Origin of the sequence: Rheinheimera faecalis (genome assembly GCF_021290965.1) — a bacterium.
Taxonomy (GTDB): domain Bacteria; phylum Pseudomonadota; class Gammaproteobacteria; order Enterobacterales; family Alteromonadaceae; genus Pararheinheimera; species Pararheinheimera faecalis.
In genome coordinates this window covers 46,315-61,394 of the sequence record NZ_JAJOYT010000007.1, presented here as the reverse complement: position 1 = coordinate 61,394, position 15,080 = coordinate 46,315, and the positions used below count along the sequence as shown (strand labels likewise).

The window sequence follows — 15,080 nt, the reverse complement described above, 5'->3', positions numbered from 1 at the left end:
ACAAAGTAAAAACAGCGTGAACACTTTTAGCAAAGACCGCAGCCCTGAACAGGACCCTGAATATAGCCCTGAAGATTTATCCCGCATTATTGAAATGGCATGGGAAGACAGAACCCCTTTTGAAGCCATAGAGAATTTGTATGGTTTAAACCAGCACCAGCTGATTGAGCTGATGCGTAAAGAGCTAAAACGCAGCAGCTTTGAGTTATGGCGTAAACGTACAACAGGCCGCACTACCAAACATTTAAAGCTAAGATCGCCTGAAATTAATCGAGGCTACTGCCCCAGCCAGTACAAGAGATAAATCAACACCATGACTTTATTACCCTGGACTCAAATGAGCGCCGAAATAAATACGGATTTAAGTCAGCGCGTCGTGCAAACCCCAGAGCAAGCGCTCTGGTATGAGTCTCCTGCCAAAGATATTCACAGAAGGCCCTTGGACAGAATAGGCGCAGAAGTCGCCAAAGCAACCAGCCTGGTGCGCTATTTACCCGGTAGTCAGTTCGCCAGTCATCAGCACGGTGGCGGTGAAGAAATTCTGGTGCTTGAAGGGACTTTTTCTGATGAATACGGTGACTACCCAGTTGGTACTTACTTACGTAACCCACCCGGCACTTCACACGCATCTTTTTCCAAGGAGGGTTGCTTATTGCTGGTAAAACTATGGCAATTCAGCAAAGGTGACACAGAGCAGCTTTGTATCAGGCAAGAACAACAACACTGGCTGCCGGGTTTAGTGCCGGGCTTGCAGGTTTTACCTTTGCATCAGTTTGATGGCATCAACACAGCTTTAGTGCACTGGGCACCGAACACCAGATTCCAGCCTCATGTACATGCTGGTGGCGAAGAAATTTATGTACTCGAAGGAGTGTTTCAGGACGAGTTTGGTTGTTACCCAAAAGGCAGCTGGTTACGCAGTCCGCGCTGGAGTAAACACCAGCCTTTTACCGGTAATGAAGGCGCACTGATTTATGTCAAGGTGGGGCATTTGGGCGCTGAATTATTGGGGGATCAACTCAGCACCCTAGGTTAAAACCTTAATTCAACACCGCCACTAAATCTGAGCGGATAAAGTCTGATAACACAGGTTGATGCTCACGGGCCCATTGGCTCATAGCGCGGCCATCGCCTGTGGTCACTTGTTCTATAAAGGCGCTGGATAAAGCCTGAGTAGCAGCTTTAATCACTTGCTGTTGTGGCGCTGTATCTGTGCTGCGGCGCCAGCCTGAAAATATATTGTGGCTACCTGAGCTAAACACCGCCAACACTTTGTAACTGCTTGCCATAGCGTAATACAGCTCAAATCGGTCAGAAGGAGATGAATAGTAACCTGGTACCTTAATTTCATCTTCAGTTGTAGTGATGTGCAAAGTTGGGATAGTAACTTCAGCCAGCACCTGATCTAAAGGTTGGTCGTTATAAAATGGTGGTGCCGAAATTAAGATAGCCGCTTTAATCCGGTCATCTTTCAGGCTGATTAAGGCACCGTTCTGCTCAACGACAGCTCCGCTTAACAACATGGACGTGTTGGCACCATAAGAATGGCCAGCCATCATAATATTCTGGTTATCAAAATCTGCGGCGTACTCTGAAGCTAAAATCTGGTCCAACGCAAACTTCACATCCTGCACTCTGGCTAAGGCTTCAGTTTCATCTGCAGCGTCCATCAAACGGAAAGGTAATAACAGTCTGTTGCCACCCCACACTTTGCGATCGCTGCCGTCATGCTGTACATGCAAGCTGGCGTAGCCCTGACTGGCCCAGTATTGCCCCAAATAAGCGTAACGCTCTTTAGAACCACCTAAACCATGGGAGAACACTATTAAAGCTTTGGCTTTTTGCTGATGAGCAGGTTTAAACAACAAAGCCGGCACTACACGGTCTCTGCTTTGATCCACCCAGTCAAAACTGACTTCATCAATAGTTACAGATAAACTCTGTGCCACTTCGGTTGAATGCTGCACAGAAGGTAAGTTTAATTGCTGTTGCCAAACGACCGGATTTAACGCTTGTTGATGCGAACAACCACTTAAGGACAACACCAAAGCACCTATCAGGGTGGCAACGCCTAAAGCTTTAATCGTAGTGTGAGTTCGCATAAAAAGTCCTCTTCAATGAAACTTGCCTTGGTAAACCCACTGAATACGACACAAGTGGCTCAGGGTCTGGTTGCGTTTTTAATCTGGTGTACAACTCAATTCAGGCTGCAAGTATCTGCGCCTGTTGCTCAAATAAAAAGCAATAAAAATTGATGAGGCTATTCAATAAATTCGAACAGAGTTTTTAACTGTGGAAAATTGATTAAATTTATCAATTTACGCGTTGCATCTGAGAGCTCGCCAGCTAAGGTTAATTCAGATACTTTCTGTTTGAGCTGTTATGACCCTTCGTCAAAACCCTTTGTTCAAAACTTTATTTTTCCTTACCTTAAGCGCTTTGTTGCTCTTTGCATTGGTGCTGTTTCATCTGGTGCCACAACAGACGCTCAAGCCTATTAACGAAATCTATTATTTCCCTGTGACTGAACAAACGACAGAGCTTCAGCAACTGCTGTTTCAACCTGCTGACCAGTGGCAATTATTGCCCAGCTCGACTGCGAGCCTGGGTTATCAGCAAAGCGCCTACTGGTATAAAACCCGCCTGACGGCAAGTAACTCAGAAACAGCCTTGTCGGTGCAAGCCCCCTTTTTAGACAGGCTGGAACTTTATGTGTTGGATCCACAATTAAACCTGCTGCAAAGCTACCAGCTTGGTGATCAACAACTCTATAAGCTGCGGCCTTTGCCTACGCTGAACTTTGTGATCCTTATACCAGCCAGCACGCAAGATTTATGGCTTATTGCCAAAGTTACAAATCAGGGAGCCAATATGCTACCGCTGCAACGAAGCAGCACACTGGAAATGGAGCAACAAGAACACCTTGCTGTCTTTATCCATAGTTTATTCAGCGGTATTTTTTTATGCCTGATAGCACTGTCGGTAGGGCTTTATCTGATTTACCGTCATGGCTATTTTTTAGCTTTTTCCGGCATGTTTTTAACTGTGGTGTTAATCCAGCTGGAGATCAACGGTTTATTGTTTGCTTATGTCTGGCCAGAATCACCCGATTACAATTTGGTGATTGAATACGGCGCCGTCTTTGGTTCTTTGTTTGCCTCTTGTTTTATGTTGTCTTTTTTTAGAAACACCGACACCTCCAACTGGCTAATGTGGCCCTTTCAACTGATCCGGATTTTTGCTGTTTTATTGCTGCTGGCCAGCACATGGCTTGGTGCTTATTGGCTTAAAAAAATTGGCGTTGAACTGACAGCTTTGACCGGAAGTCTGATGCTGCTTGCCAGCTTTTGGCTACTGCACAAACGCCATATCCATGCACTGTTTTTTTCCATGGCGCTGCTGACGATGTTGACGGGTATAGCCGTGATGATTTTGCGCAGCAAAGGCTATTTGCCTGCCGTGATGCTGACCAATTCAGCAATGGAAATAGGTAATGCTTTATCTGCATTGTTTTTTGTTTTCGCCATGCTGCAAAACCTACACCTGGAAAAAAACAAAAAAATTGCCTTTCAACAGCAAATTCTTGATCAACAACAACATATTCAAAGCATGCAGCAAAAAGCGCTACAGCAGGCATTAACAGAGCATATCTCTGATTTACCTAATAAAAGAGCTCTGCTGAACCGGCTTGAACAACTGGACGAGCAACGGGACAGTGATTTTTATCTGGTAATGATAGTGCACCAGCGCTTTCGTCAGATAGAGCGGGCTTTAGGGGTGGAAGAAGCCAATCACACCATCACAGGTTTTAGTAAATTACTGAAACGTTGGTGTGAACAACAACGCCAGACCGAAGCGAACTACCCCGCCTTGTTTGCGCTGGAGCGCGACAGTTATGCAGTGCTCATTGCACCCACAGATTTTCGCTCGCAGTTTGAGCAACTACGCCACCAGCTCGACGCCCTGTTAAAAGTGGATAATCTGCAACTGGATTTAGGTACTGTTTATAGCTCAGTGCATTATCCGCAGGACTGCGCCAAAGCCTCTGATGCACTGGATTTAGCGCTTGCTGCGATAGAACATGCCGACAGAGCGGGCGATTATCTGCCGTACGAGCCTTTGTATCTGGAGCAGAACCTTGAGCATATTCACTTATTGTCCGAGCTCAATATTGCGCTGCAAGATGATTTGTTAGAGCTTTACGTACAGCCGATACTGGATATGAAACAACAAAAAATCCATGCAGCTGAGCTGTTGATCCGCTGGTATCACCCAAAAATGGGGCAAATTTCACCTGTCGATTTTATTCCTCTGGCTGAACAAACCGGCATGATTAGTCAGGTGACAGAATGGGTGCTGGATAAAACTCTGATCCTGCAAAAACAATTGGCAGATACCGGGGCTAACTTGCGCTTATCTATGAATATATCGCCACTGGATTTGCGTAATGCTGCGCTGATATCTCGTGTGATAGAGGCTGTAAAAAGCACCAGTTATTCCACAGTGCCACTACAACTGGAGCTGACAGAAACTGCTTTTGTCGATTTGGTTAAAGACTCAGAACAAGCGCTTAAATTGCTGGAGCGCTCCAATATTCGTATTTCGCTGGATGATTTTGGTGTAGGGCAATCCTCTTTAGCCCGCTTGCAGGGTTTGCCTTTGGGCGAACTTAAAATTGACCGGGATTTACTCTGTCAGGCAGTGCGGCTCAATGACGATACAGTATTAAGGTATGCCGTGATGCTGGGTAAATCTTTGCAGCTGTATACAGTGATTGAAGGGGTAGAAACCATCAAAGAGCTGGAATTTGCCCGGCGTTTAGGCGCAGATGCGGTGCAGGGTTATTTGCTGGCCAAACCTATGCCTTTTGACAGGTTTAGCCAATGGCTGGCGGATTTTGAACAACAGGGTTTCAGATTAAGCTGAAAAGCCTGAGCCGCCGGGGCATCAGGCTGTTTTACTTTTTACCAGCAAAAAACCAACGGTAGCAGAGCTAATGAACACAGATTGCCCTGCTTCTACCTTTGTTGCCATGTCTGTTGGGTCTAAACGTACCCGCCATTCCAGACCACAAAACTGAATATGACTGTCACTGTCTTTGTTGGCTTGTTCTGTCAGCACCAGCTCAGTACCGACAAAATCAGAAATAGCGCTGTCTTCCTGTAAACGTACTCCGGTTTTTTGCAACTTACGCAGAGGCTTCCATAATAAGACGGCCGACAAAGCAGTCAGCATCGCCAAACTTAACAGCACCAGACTGGTGTCTTGCGGTAACCAGCCAAACCAGATCAAAGCTGCGCTGACAAAAGCGCCAATAGCTAAGGCTAGTAGTACTTCCAGTACACCAGGAATAGCAAAAGGCAGCAAAGCCAGACATAACAAAGCCAGCAATAATAAGCCAGACAGCAGATTCAGCTCCATGAAGTCTCCTTAGGATAAAGTTCCTGATTTTTGAATGGCAGCCACTACACCCAAAGCTTCAGCTACTGTGTTTCCGGCAGAAGATTTATCGTTATCCATCAGCACTACTGTCGATTCACGGGCTATGGCTTTTTTCGCTGCAATAGCTTCAGTTGCCAGATCCAGTAAAACAGCAGCCTGGCCTTCAGGAGTCGCTGCGGCCTGACCTATCATGGTTAACGCCTTGGCTTTAGCCTCTGCAACCAGCTCGATAGAACGGGCTTCACCTTCAGCTTTAAGAACCTGCTGCTCGCGTTCGGCTTCCGCTGCTAATACTGTGGCTTGTTTATCACCTTCCGCTATATTGATGGCAGCCTGACGCTTACCTTCTGAATCCAGAATAGAAGCACGCTTTTCCCGCTCGGCACGCATCTGTTTTTCCATCGCATCTAACACCGAAGCTGGCGGGTTAATGTCCTTAATTTCATAACGCATCACCTGCACACCCCAGGCTGCGGAGGCCTGATTAATAGCATGGATAATTTTTACGTTCAGGCTGTCACGTTCTTCAAAGGTTTTGTCTAAATCCAGCTTACCAATTTCAGAACGCATCGATGTTTGTGCCAGTTGGATCACCGCATACACATAGTTATCAATGCCATAAGAGGCTTTGTAAGGTTCCATCACTTTGATATACAACACACCATCTATCGTCAGGCTGATATTGTCTTTGGTAATGGCCGACTGGCTGGGGATATCAATGGCACTTTCTTTGAGCGACACCTTGTACGCAATACGGTCGATAAAAGGAATAATAAACTGTAGGCCAGCCGTTTGAGTGGTGTAATATTTACCAAGGCGCTCAATGATATAGGCCATATTTTGTGGCAGTATCACCACAGTTTTGCCAATCAGTATCAGCACAGCCACTACCAGAGCTGCAGTGACAATTAAATTCGTTTCGACCATAACTTATCCTTAAGAATGAATTATCAAATTTACCGTATAGCTTACCGGATTTCTGAAAGCTTTAAAGAATAATATCCAAGTTATTAACAATTAATCTTTGTTGCTCGTTCGTCTTTGCTGATAAATAAGTGAAGCTGCTGCCATAAAAGCCGGAGTTAAACCTATGCCTTTTACTGCCGGGCATTTAGACTAAGCAGGTTGTTGTTCTGAGGGGCTGTTTGAGGAGTGGTTTTGAGAAGTTGTTTTGAGGAGTGGTTATGAAGTGGTCTGTTCTGGTGTCGGCTTGCCTGCTCCTGCTGTGTTTTGTCGCTCAGGCCGCCAGCGAAACTCCGGCTCAGTTACTCGTCACCAAACCCCGCTCTGAATTTGATATCAATCACCAGTACTACACCAGCTTGTTAAAAAAAGCTCTGACTAAAGCAGCCGCAGGCCGCGCTATACCTGAACTCAAGCCCACTTTTGCGATGGAACAAGGCAGAGCCTTGCGCGAGTTAGCCAAAGGCGAATCGCTGGATGTATTCTGGGTAGGTACAGACCTCGCTAAAGAGCAGGAATTCCGCGCTATTCGTATTCCGCTGGAACGTGGCCTGATGGGGTTTCGTAAGTTTATTTTGCGCAAAGACTCGATCGCAAAATTTAACTCCATCCGCAGCCTGCAGCAGTTACAACAGCTAACCGCTTGTCAGGGCGCATTCTGGCCAGATGTTGAAATTATGCGCAGCTCTGGCTTAAAGGTTGAAGAAGCGCCGGTGTACGAAAATATCTTTAAGCAATTACTCGCCGGGCGTTGTGATTATTTTCCACGAGGTTTACATGAAGGTGTGATCGAGTTGGAAAAACGCCAGGCTTTGTATCCGGAATTGGTGCGCTATAACAAACTGATGCTGCATTATCCTTTTGCCGTGTACTTTTTTACCCGTAAAGAAAATGAAGCTTTGGCGCTTTGGATTGAACAAGGGCTGGAGCAAATGATTGATGATGGCGAATTACTTGCACATATGCAGCAACAAGAACTCACCCGCCATGTGTTTCCTCTGCGGCATAACAGCTCAGATCCGTGGATCAGTATTAAAAACCCTCTGTTAAGCCCTGATACTCCAGTGACAAACAGCAGATACTGGTTTCAGCCGCAAGATTTTAAGGTGGATGGGAAGTGAGATGGGGTTTGGGTTGTCATATTAAACCAGGCCTAATTTTTAACGCCAATCAGACCAAGCACAATTAAAACTGAATTGGTGATATTAGCTCACCTGAACGGTATTTCTTTGCCAGCGGGATAGCCCGCTCAAAATACTCCTGATGGATAATGGGAATAAATTCCATCCGGTCACCTCGCTTAAAAGCACCCAAATAGGTTTGTAGTTTCTCAACATCGCCTTTTAAGACGCAGGCGATAATATGAATAAATTGCCAGCGCCCAAATCGGTTATAAAAGTCATACCTTCGTTTGAATTCGGGAGCCAACACTTCTTCAGTGTTACTGCGTTGATACCATTGTTTTGCCTTCAGGATAGCTTCCTCTAAATGAGCTTCAGTGACAGGCCCATTCGCGTTCACCTGCACACAACCATCGCCAGTTGAAATAAGGTAAGTTCCCGCCCCCTCATTAAAGATGGCAGTTTCCAGCTCGTCAAACCATCGCGGATTCATCACAAACGAAATACCAATATATTGATTTAATTGGGTTCCACCTAGTTTCGGTCGCATATGAGAATAAGCTGTTTCATCATCAATAAGTGTAAAACACCAGTCTCCTCCGCCTTCATTCACTGCAGGAAAACGCGCTTTAAAGTATTTTATTAATTCTGCTTTTTTCACGTTGTGGTCTTTTTATTTATTATTCTTTGTACTTGAATTCCACATCAAATTTACTACTGTTCAGATCTAACTTAAAAACCAACCCAAGCCAAAAACCTCTCTGCTCTTTGACAAACAACTCCCTCAATTCAACCAAAAGTGTCGAAATTTCGTGGTTTGCATTCGGATCACATCGAAACCATCCTATATCGCCCTTCGAGTTTACAAATGTATTTCTAAAAGTAGTTGCATCATTATCTTCAGATATTTCAGCATCCATAATTAAAGAATACGCCCCTTCCGGAGAACAATTGAACAGTAGTTGGCCAACTCTTTTGCAAATATCAGACTCTCTCATTTAAGTACCACCAGGTGTATTTTTGATATTTTTTACCACAGGAAACTCATTACCAATTGCATACTCGGCACCGACAGCGCCCTCAGGGTCAGGTCTTGCCCCATAACAGATAATTTCAATTAACCATAGTTAACCTACTTTGCTCGGGCAAGAGGTTTGGAGGCAGACGAATGCATTATCAATGCTGGCAAGCAGGATGCGGGCCAAACCTCCCCCTCCACCTCACAAAAGACAAACACAACTAACGGGGCAAGGGGCAAGACCTGACCCCATTTGTTCAAAAAACAAAGACCTAACCTTTGAACATAACTAACATATTTAGATGGCCACATAAAAAAATCGATAGAAAATTTCAAACGTTCATCCTTATCAGCGTCTTTGGGGTCAGGTCCTGAGGGACTGCTGACCCTATTTTGCTAGGACATCAAGAAGCTAAACTCTTTTTCAAAATAATCTAATATTTCATGTTCTTTACTTATTAGCTCTTCTGCAAATTCCCGTGAGATCGGACAATCGTATACATCAACTCCTCGCCTATATGCGATACCATAAAGCGCCACTTTTTTTTCATCATCAAAAGGCCATTCTGGAACAAAACCTATAACATTAAAAATTTTGGCTTTTGGCCCATTAAAATCTAATAAATCAATTAAATAATCTGGATAATCATCGCAATTTAGAATCAAACGTTCACACCACATCTTCATTTCATCAAGAGTGATGGCTTGCTTAAATAAACAACCCACAACAAATCCAATATCGCGACTATTATCTCTTGTTATAGCTTTCACTACCTTCCGTCCTTCATCGCATTACCACCAACATGGCGGGTGTTATCATGTAAATCTCTTGGAATCAATTGGCCTTTGGGGTCAGGTCTTGCCCCTTGCCCCAAAAAATTTATTTATTCAATTTCAGTGAGTTTAAATATAAACCAACAGAATAAACCACAAAAATACCGAATAAATCTACACCTCAAAACTCAAAGCAAAGGACAATCCCCCATCATCCCCCCTCAACCAACAATTGATATCTGGTCGGATTTCAGTTATTTCTGAAGGAAGGTACTTCGGGATGTCTGGTTATGCTGCAAGCTACAGAAATAGCTGATCTTATTTTAAAAGGCTTTCGCCGCCATTTTGGCTTGTTTCAAAAAATCACTGCATTAGCGCAGCAAGGTTTTGCGCAAAAAAACTGGCTGGAGTTGCAACGTATCAGCTCGGAGCGTATTTCTTATTACGACTTGCGGGTGAATGAAACCCTGGCCTTGCTGCAACAAAAGCTGACAGGGACTGAATTAAATGAATGCCTGTGGCAACAGGTGAAGCAGCAGTACCAGCAGTATTTGTTATTTCACCCTCAGGCTGAGTTGGCTGAAACCTTTTACAATTCTGTGTTTTGCCGTTTGTACGAGCGTAAGTATTTTCATAATCAGAATATTTTTGTCGAATCCACCTTAAGCAAACAACGTTTACCTGCGCCTATAGCTTCGGTGTATGAAAGCTATTTTCCTGCCCAATATGGCTTAAAACAAAGCATCAGAGCTATTGTTGCCAGTTTTCATCTGCAAGCGCCTTTTGTGGATTTAGAGCGGGATATTCGTCTTTTGGTACGCACTTTTATCGGCCAGTCCAGCCATGGTCATTTTCCGGTGCATCTGGTGCGTTTTGATATTTTAAAGTCGCTGTTTTTCCGCAATAAAGCGGCTTACATCGTAGGGCGAGTGGTGACGCCTGACGGTCAGCAGCCTTTTATTATTCCGCTGTTGCATGATGAAAATCAGGGCATTTATGTCGATACACTAATCACCGACCCACAACAAATGACCATTATTTTTGGTTTTTCCCGCGCTTATTTTATGGTGGAAATGACAGTACCTTCGGCTTTGGTGCATTTTCTAAAAGAGTTGCTGCCACATAAAACTCTGGCCGAATTGTATTCGTCAGTGGGCCTGCATAAACAAGGTAAAACAGAGTTTTACCGCGAGCTGTTAACCCATCTGGATAAATCCACAGATCAGTTTGTCGCTGCACCTGGTATACGCGGCATGGTGATGATGGTGTTTACCCTGCCCTCTTTTCCTTATGTATTTAAGGTGATCCGCGATAAGTTTGCACCGACCAAAGAGTTTGGCCGCGACACAGTCAAAGCCCGCTATTTGCTGGTAAAAAAACACGACAGGGTTGGCCGTATGGCGGATACCATGGAGTATTCAGATGTGGCCCTGCCCCGCAGCAGATTCAGCCCTGAATTGCTGGAGGAGTTGCAGCAAAGCATAGCGGGTTCTATGCAGATTGAAGATGACAGGGTCATTATCAAACACTTGTATATCGAACGACGCATGTTGCCGCTGAACCTGTATTTAGAGCAGGCCAGTTTCGAACAAAAAGTGAAGATGATGGCCGATTACGGTCAGGCGCTTAAAGATATGATTGCCGCCAATATTTTCCCTGGCGATATGCTGCTGAAAAACTTCGGTGTCACCCGCCACGGCCGGGTGATTTTTTATGATTACGACGAAGTACAGTACCTGCTGGATGTGAATTTCCGTTTTATTCCAAAAACCGACAACTACGACGATATGTTAAGCAACGAACCCTGGTACTCCGTAGGCCCGGGTGATGTGTTTCCAGAGCAAATTACCACTTATGTGACGGCGCAAAATGATATCCGGCAGATGCTTATCCAAAGTCATCCTGAACTAATGGACGCAAGCTACTGGCAGCAAAAACAGCAACGTATTCGCGATGGCATAGTAGAAGATGTGTTTCCGTATCCACAAAGCCAACGCTTCCACACATTGTATCCGGCAGAGTATGCAAAAGACGAAGGCTTAAGTACAATGCCGCCGCCTGAGCAGGCATAGTGTCTGGCGGCAATCAAGGATAAGCTTTGTGTCTCATATCAATTCAGTGATGGCGCTGCGTGAGCGCGAACTTAAAAAAACCGTCCGGGTCTTTAATGCCCGCGGTAGTCGTGTGATCCGCTGCCCTTTGTGTTTATTGCCTGTGCCTGATTGCATTTGCGCCGCCAAACCACAAGCCTCAAGCCGCAGTGCCTTTTGTTTTGTGATGTACAAAGGTGAAGCTTATAAGCCGACAAATACAGGGCGATTAATTGCCGATGTGGCACCGGAAAATTTTGCCTTTGTCTGGGACAGAACTCAGCCGGACTCAGAGCTTTTAGCTTTGCTACAAAACCCTAAATACGCCCCTATTGTGGTATTTCCACAACAATATGCGGCGCCGGAGCGTTGTATTGACGCGGTTAACACAGGCGATAAAATTCCACTTTTTGTGATGCTGGATGGCACCTGGCGTGAAGCGAAAAAGATGTTCAGCAAAAGCCCCTATTTGGATGGGTTTCCAGTGCTGGGTATTCAACCAGAACAAAGCTCTTTGTATCAGTTGCGCGAAGCGGCTCATGATCATCAGCTTTGTACTGCAGAAGTAGGTATTGCGGTATTGGAACTGGCAGGCGATCATCAGGCAAGCGAAGATTTAACAGCTTATTTCACCACTTTCAGGCGCAACTATATTGCTGGTAAGCCTCATTTAAGTCTAAAGCTGGAAATTGAATAAAGGGCGAAATTCAATCTCTGGCCGATAACACAACACCGACACAGCACAGCTCATTGCTGTGCCATGCACCAATTAGTCTCTGGCAAAACTAAGGTGCGGCAAGATGAGCACGCCAGTTTTTTGTATCCAGAGTCAGCACAAAATGCTTAAGAATATCGTAACCCAATAAACCGTTGGTTGATGTCCCTTTGCTGAGTTGGTTAACCGAAGATCGATGAGAGTCCCGAATATTCATCGCTTCCCCATCCACAGGAATAGTGACTAAAACATTTTCAAGTTCATAGGGGCCCACCTTCAGGTAGGAAATAGTAAAGGTTTCTACTTGCCCTGATTTAACAGCACCAGAAACCGAATGCTTCAACACAAGCTGGTCCCTTAACCAATCCTGTTCTTCGGCTAACATTCTGCTGACGACTAAACCACCACTATTGCCGGTATCAAGGGTCAACCACAGGCTTTTTCCTCCAGCAAGTTCCACTTTGATCGCAGGTAAATTTCTGTTCCGACTTTTTTTAACTTCAACATTGGCAATTTTTTTCATGTCGACCACTGAATGTGGCAAGAGCCGCATTTTTTGATTTGGGTAATCAAACTGCACAATAAAATTCTGTAAAAATGGCAAGCCCAGCAATAAAATTGCATTACCCAATTGTGCGGGAGCCAGATCGTTCAGCTCTACCTCATGCCCAAAAATTTTTACAGGAATCGCATTTACCAGAGCCGTGGTTTCTTCGCCAAAAACGCCCTTTAATCGGATTTTCTCCCCGAACTGCAGTTCATTTTTTTTGAGTTCAACATAACCGGCACTGATTGAATTGATTTCCGCACCAGAATCAATAATGGCTTTACGCGTTTTCCCTTCAAACTCAACATCAATAGTGACTATCCCGCCCTGCAACTCAAAAGGCAGCCAGCCATCTTTATCCATAGGTGAAGCAAACACAGAACAGCTGGACGCCAAAATGGCGAAAAGAAAAAATAACTGATACAACATCAAACATATCCTTGTTTTTATTACAGATAAAGCAAGCAAACAACGCAGAGCTGGCCCTTGTTTTTGGAAGCCAAAACTTACCCTAAGCAGGGGATGAACACAAGCAAAAAAGGAACAGGATCATAAACCAGGGTTCAACTCCCAAGTTGCTCAATGAGCCAGTCAGCAGCATCCATAGGTAAATCATGGCCAGCGGTCTGATGGATAAATAAAGGTGCCTGTAGTTTTTCAGCTAAAGCAAGGCTGCACTCTGAAGAGACCAGTTGATCATTTTTGCTGGTGAATACCTTCAAGCGACATGGCGGACTTTGTTTAAACCGGAATCGGCTGGCCGCCCAAAGCTGGCGCAAGGCGTTGATTCGGCTGACCGGGTTTTCAATGGCCCATTGCTGCCACTGCTTTAAGACATCCGGCTGTACTGGCGAATTTACCGTCATTTGCCAAATCAGCTCTTCCCGCTGTAAGGGGCCAGCCAATAAACACAACAGTACTTTCAAATAGTTACCGGGCAGTAATCGTTGCCAGAACGGGTTTAATCCTGCACTGCTGCTGTTGATAAGCACCACAGATTTCACTTGCTCTGGTGCAGTAAGAGCCCAATCCAGCGCCAGCATGCCGCCCATAGAAATAGCGACTAAGTGCACAGCTTGTCCCTGATAATCAGGATAACGTTGTGCCCATTGTTGTTGCAGCTGTTTACGTAAAGCAGGCACGGAGGCAGCAGATTTTTCTTTATACAAAGCGCCACAACCCGGTAAATCCAGAGTAAATACAGGGCGCTGCAATTTTTCACTCAGCAGCGCAGGAAAATGAAGCCAATGCCTGCTTTCGCGCAATAAACCGCGGATCAGCAGTACAGGGGTTTTCTCTGAACTTAGTACCATAGCTCCATTGCCTCCTGCCTGAGCATGCGTGGGTGCATCATCTGCCGCCATGTTTTATGTGAGGCTGTGGCAGCAATCAGAAAATGAAACAAAGTTAAATGAGTGCGCAATACCCGCTTTACCCTATGCGGTTTTACCGGATGAAACAAACCTAAGCTGGACAATAACTGAAATGGATTTTTCCGTACCCAGTTCCATGAGCCCATCTCTAAAGTCAAAGGCAAAAATAAAGTGTCGTGCTGCAGCGACTCGTCATACAAATAATCCCATAAATCGCCGTGACATAAATAATGCAGCGACTGAGGCTCAAACTCGTAAGCCTGATGCGGGTAGCTATCAAACAACAGTTGGCGTAGCCGGTACAGTTCAGCTAAATGCGGCAGAGGTTTACGACTTTTGGCATAAGGAAACCAGAGGCGATCCACCTGACCAAAACCTGAGTGGCAATCCAGCACCAGACTAAAAGGGCTTTGAAACAACTTTTGCCGTACCAGGTTAAATAGCGCCTGACTTTCAGCTTCAGGTTGCAGCGGGTTGCCCCTGTACCAGGGCAAACGCGATGAATACTGATGCCCGCCTACTAAAAATGCCGCTTTATCTTCACAATTGACCGGGGCGTTACGCATTAAATCCACGCCATTGCCGTTACTGCGTCTGTGGTTGGCCATCCCCACAGGATTGATCATAGGCAGCATTAAAACATTCAGCTGACTTAACTGATGCTGCAAACCATGGTCCCATTCCAGCCGTTGTAACAGACTTTCCAGAAAAGCAATCAAGACTGCAGAGCCTATACGCTCAAGCCCATGCACGCCTCCAGTTAACAGCAGTGTAGGTTTGCTTGCATCAAAAGCCGCTAATTCAATTAGGTAACTTGGGTAGGAATGCAAACCTGATGTAAAACGAGCTTGCTCCGTCGCTTTTACGCTTGAAGGTAGACGGTCAATCAAAGCCTCGAGCCGGATCAGTTCAGGTAAAAGAGAGCGGTGTCTTTTGCTTTGCACAATCAGAGCCAATAAATTGAATTTTCAACAGAATAAAAGTTTGTAGCCTTGGCGTTTGACTTTTTTTGATGAACTTTTAATGACAGGCAGTGC

15 protein-coding genes are annotated in these 15,080 nt (G+C 45.1%); 6 read left to right on the top strand and 9 right to left on the bottom strand.

All coding sequences use genetic code 11. From position 1 onward, the window contains the following. Positions 1–16: 16 nt before the first annotated feature. Together LSG34_RS13230 and LSG34_RS13225 are read left to right on the top strand one after the other, a co-directional pair. Positions 17–304, top strand: coding sequence for a TIGR03643 family protein (locus LSG34_RS13230; protein WP_233009575.1), 288 nt, complete (start codon positions 17–19; stop codon positions 302–304). Positions 305–337: 33 nt separating this feature from the next. Beyond that, a complete protein-coding gene (locus LSG34_RS13225; RefSeq protein ID WP_233009574.1) occupies positions 338–1,036 on the top strand; it encodes a cupin domain-containing protein in 699 nt (232 codons plus the stop codon). A 4-nt stretch (positions 1,037–1,040) separates the two neighbouring features. On the opposite strand, the gene LSG34_RS13220 is transcribed toward LSG34_RS13225, so the two are convergent. Continuing rightward, the gene (locus LSG34_RS13220) at positions 1,041–2,102 is read right to left on the bottom strand and encodes an alpha/beta hydrolase family protein (protein WP_233009573.1); all 1,062 of its coding nucleotides are present in this window, start codon (positions 2,100–2,102) and stop codon (positions 1,041–1,043) included. A 280-nt stretch (positions 2,103–2,382) separates the two neighbouring features. On the opposite strand from LSG34_RS13220, the gene LSG34_RS13215 reads away from it, so the two are divergent. Continuing rightward, a complete protein-coding gene (locus tag LSG34_RS13215) occupies positions 2,383–4,926 on the top strand; it encodes an EAL domain-containing protein (protein WP_233009572.1) in 2,544 nt (847 codons plus the stop codon). 21 nt (positions 4,927–4,947) lie between these two features. Here LSG34_RS13215 and LSG34_RS13210 read toward each other — a convergent pair whose 3' ends face one another. Together LSG34_RS13210 and LSG34_RS13205 are read right to left on the bottom strand one after the other, a co-directional pair. Then, the gene (locus LSG34_RS13210; RefSeq protein ID WP_233009571.1) at positions 4,948–5,421 is read right to left on the bottom strand and encodes an NfeD family protein; all 474 of its coding nucleotides are present in this window, start codon (positions 5,419–5,421) and stop codon (positions 4,948–4,950) included. A 9-nt stretch (positions 5,422–5,430) separates the two neighbouring features. Then, positions 5,431–6,369 carry an SPFH domain-containing protein gene (locus LSG34_RS13205; RefSeq protein WP_233009570.1) on the bottom strand — a complete coding sequence of 313 codons (939 nt, stop codon included), beginning with the start codon at positions 6,367–6,369 and terminating at the stop codon, positions 5,431–5,433. 257 nt (positions 6,370–6,626) lie between these two features. Here LSG34_RS13205 and LSG34_RS13200 point away from each other — a divergent pair, with 257 nt between their 5' ends. Continuing rightward, positions 6,627–7,526, top strand: coding sequence for a transporter substrate-binding domain-containing protein (locus LSG34_RS13200; RefSeq protein ID WP_233009569.1), 900 nt, complete (start codon positions 6,627–6,629; stop codon positions 7,524–7,526). A gap of 64 nt (positions 7,527–7,590) precedes the next feature. Here LSG34_RS13200 and LSG34_RS13195 read toward each other — a convergent pair whose 3' ends face one another. From LSG34_RS13195 to LSG34_RS13185, 3 genes are all read right to left on the bottom strand, one after another. Continuing rightward, positions 7,591–8,187 (bottom strand): DUF6990 domain-containing protein, encoded by a 597-nt coding sequence (locus LSG34_RS13195; protein ID WP_233009568.1) that lies wholly within the window; start codon positions 8,185–8,187, stop codon positions 7,591–7,593. A 19-nt stretch (positions 8,188–8,206) separates the two neighbouring features. After that, the gene (locus LSG34_RS13190) at positions 8,207–8,524 is read right to left on the bottom strand and encodes a hypothetical protein (protein WP_233009567.1); all 318 of its coding nucleotides are present in this window, start codon (positions 8,522–8,524) and stop codon (positions 8,207–8,209) included. Between the two features lie 416 nt (positions 8,525–8,940). Next, on the bottom strand, positions 8,941–9,315 hold the full coding sequence (locus LSG34_RS13185) for a hypothetical protein (protein ID WP_233009566.1): 375 nt from the start codon (positions 9,313–9,315) through the stop codon (positions 8,941–8,943). Positions 9,316–9,608: 293 nt separating this feature from the next. On the opposite strand from LSG34_RS13185, the gene aceK reads away from it, so the two are divergent. Continuing rightward, the gene (gene aceK, locus LSG34_RS13180) at positions 9,609–11,390 is read left to right on the top strand and encodes a bifunctional isocitrate dehydrogenase kinase/phosphatase (RefSeq protein WP_233009565.1); all 1,782 of its coding nucleotides are present in this window, start codon (positions 9,609–9,611) and stop codon (positions 11,388–11,390) included. 28 nt (positions 11,391–11,418) lie between these two features. Then, positions 11,419–12,105, top strand: a complete 687-nt coding sequence (locus tag LSG34_RS13175) for a tRNA-uridine aminocarboxypropyltransferase (protein ID WP_233009564.1) — start codon at positions 11,419–11,421, stop codon at positions 12,103–12,105. Between the two features lie 88 nt (positions 12,106–12,193). Here the strand turns inward: LSG34_RS13175 and LSG34_RS13170 are convergent, their stop codons facing one another. From LSG34_RS13170 to LSG34_RS13160, 3 genes are all read right to left on the bottom strand, one after another. Further along, positions 12,194–13,099 (bottom strand): retroviral-like aspartic protease family protein, encoded by a 906-nt coding sequence (locus LSG34_RS13170; RefSeq protein ID WP_233009563.1) that lies wholly within the window; start codon positions 13,097–13,099, stop codon positions 12,194–12,196. Positions 13,100–13,233: 134 nt separating this feature from the next. Then, the gene (locus tag LSG34_RS13165) at positions 13,234–13,983 is read right to left on the bottom strand and encodes an alpha/beta fold hydrolase (protein WP_233009562.1); all 750 of its coding nucleotides are present in this window, start codon (positions 13,981–13,983) and stop codon (positions 13,234–13,236) included. Beyond that, positions 13,974–14,987, bottom strand: coding sequence for a DUF2817 domain-containing protein (locus LSG34_RS13160; RefSeq protein ID WP_233009561.1), 1,014 nt, complete (start codon positions 14,985–14,987; stop codon positions 13,974–13,976). The genes LSG34_RS13165 and LSG34_RS13160 overlap by 10 nt, the downstream gene beginning before the upstream one ends. Positions 14,988–15,080: the final 93 nt, after the last annotated feature.

Excerpts from the sequence above, each read along its gene's own strand:
- LSG34_RS13225 (WP_233009574.1), top strand. The coding sequence starts at position 338 with ATGAGCGCCGAAATAAATACGGATTTAAGTCAGCGCGTCGTGCAAACC.
- LSG34_RS13220 (WP_233009573.1), bottom strand. The coding sequence starts at position 2,102 with ATGCGAACTCACACTACGATTAAAGCTTTAGGCGTTGCCACCCTGATA.
- LSG34_RS13215 (WP_233009572.1), top strand. The coding sequence starts at position 2,383 with ATGACCCTTCGTCAAAACCCTTTGTTCAAAACTTTATTTTTCCTTACC.
- LSG34_RS13210 (WP_233009571.1), bottom strand. The coding sequence starts at position 5,421 with ATGGAGCTGAATCTGCTGTCTGGCTTATTATTGCTGGCTTTGTTATGT.
- LSG34_RS13205 (WP_233009570.1), bottom strand. The coding sequence starts at position 6,369 with ATGGTCGAAACGAATTTAATTGTCACTGCAGCTCTGGTAGTGGCTGTG.
- LSG34_RS13200 (WP_233009569.1), top strand. The coding sequence starts at position 6,627 with ATGAAGTGGTCTGTTCTGGTGTCGGCTTGCCTGCTCCTGCTGTGTTTT.
- LSG34_RS13190 (WP_233009567.1), bottom strand. The coding sequence starts at position 8,524 with ATGAGAGAGTCTGATATTTGCAAAAGAGTTGGCCAACTACTGTTCAAT.
- aceK (WP_233009565.1), top strand. The coding sequence starts at position 9,609 with ATGCTGCAAGCTACAGAAATAGCTGATCTTATTTTAAAAGGCTTTCGC.
- LSG34_RS13170 (WP_233009563.1), bottom strand. The coding sequence starts at position 13,099 with ATGTTGTATCAGTTATTTTTTCTTTTCGCCATTTTGGCGTCCAGCTGT.
- LSG34_RS13165 (WP_233009562.1), bottom strand. The coding sequence starts at position 13,983 with ATGGTACTAAGTTCAGAGAAAACCCCTGTACTGCTGATCCGCGGTTTA.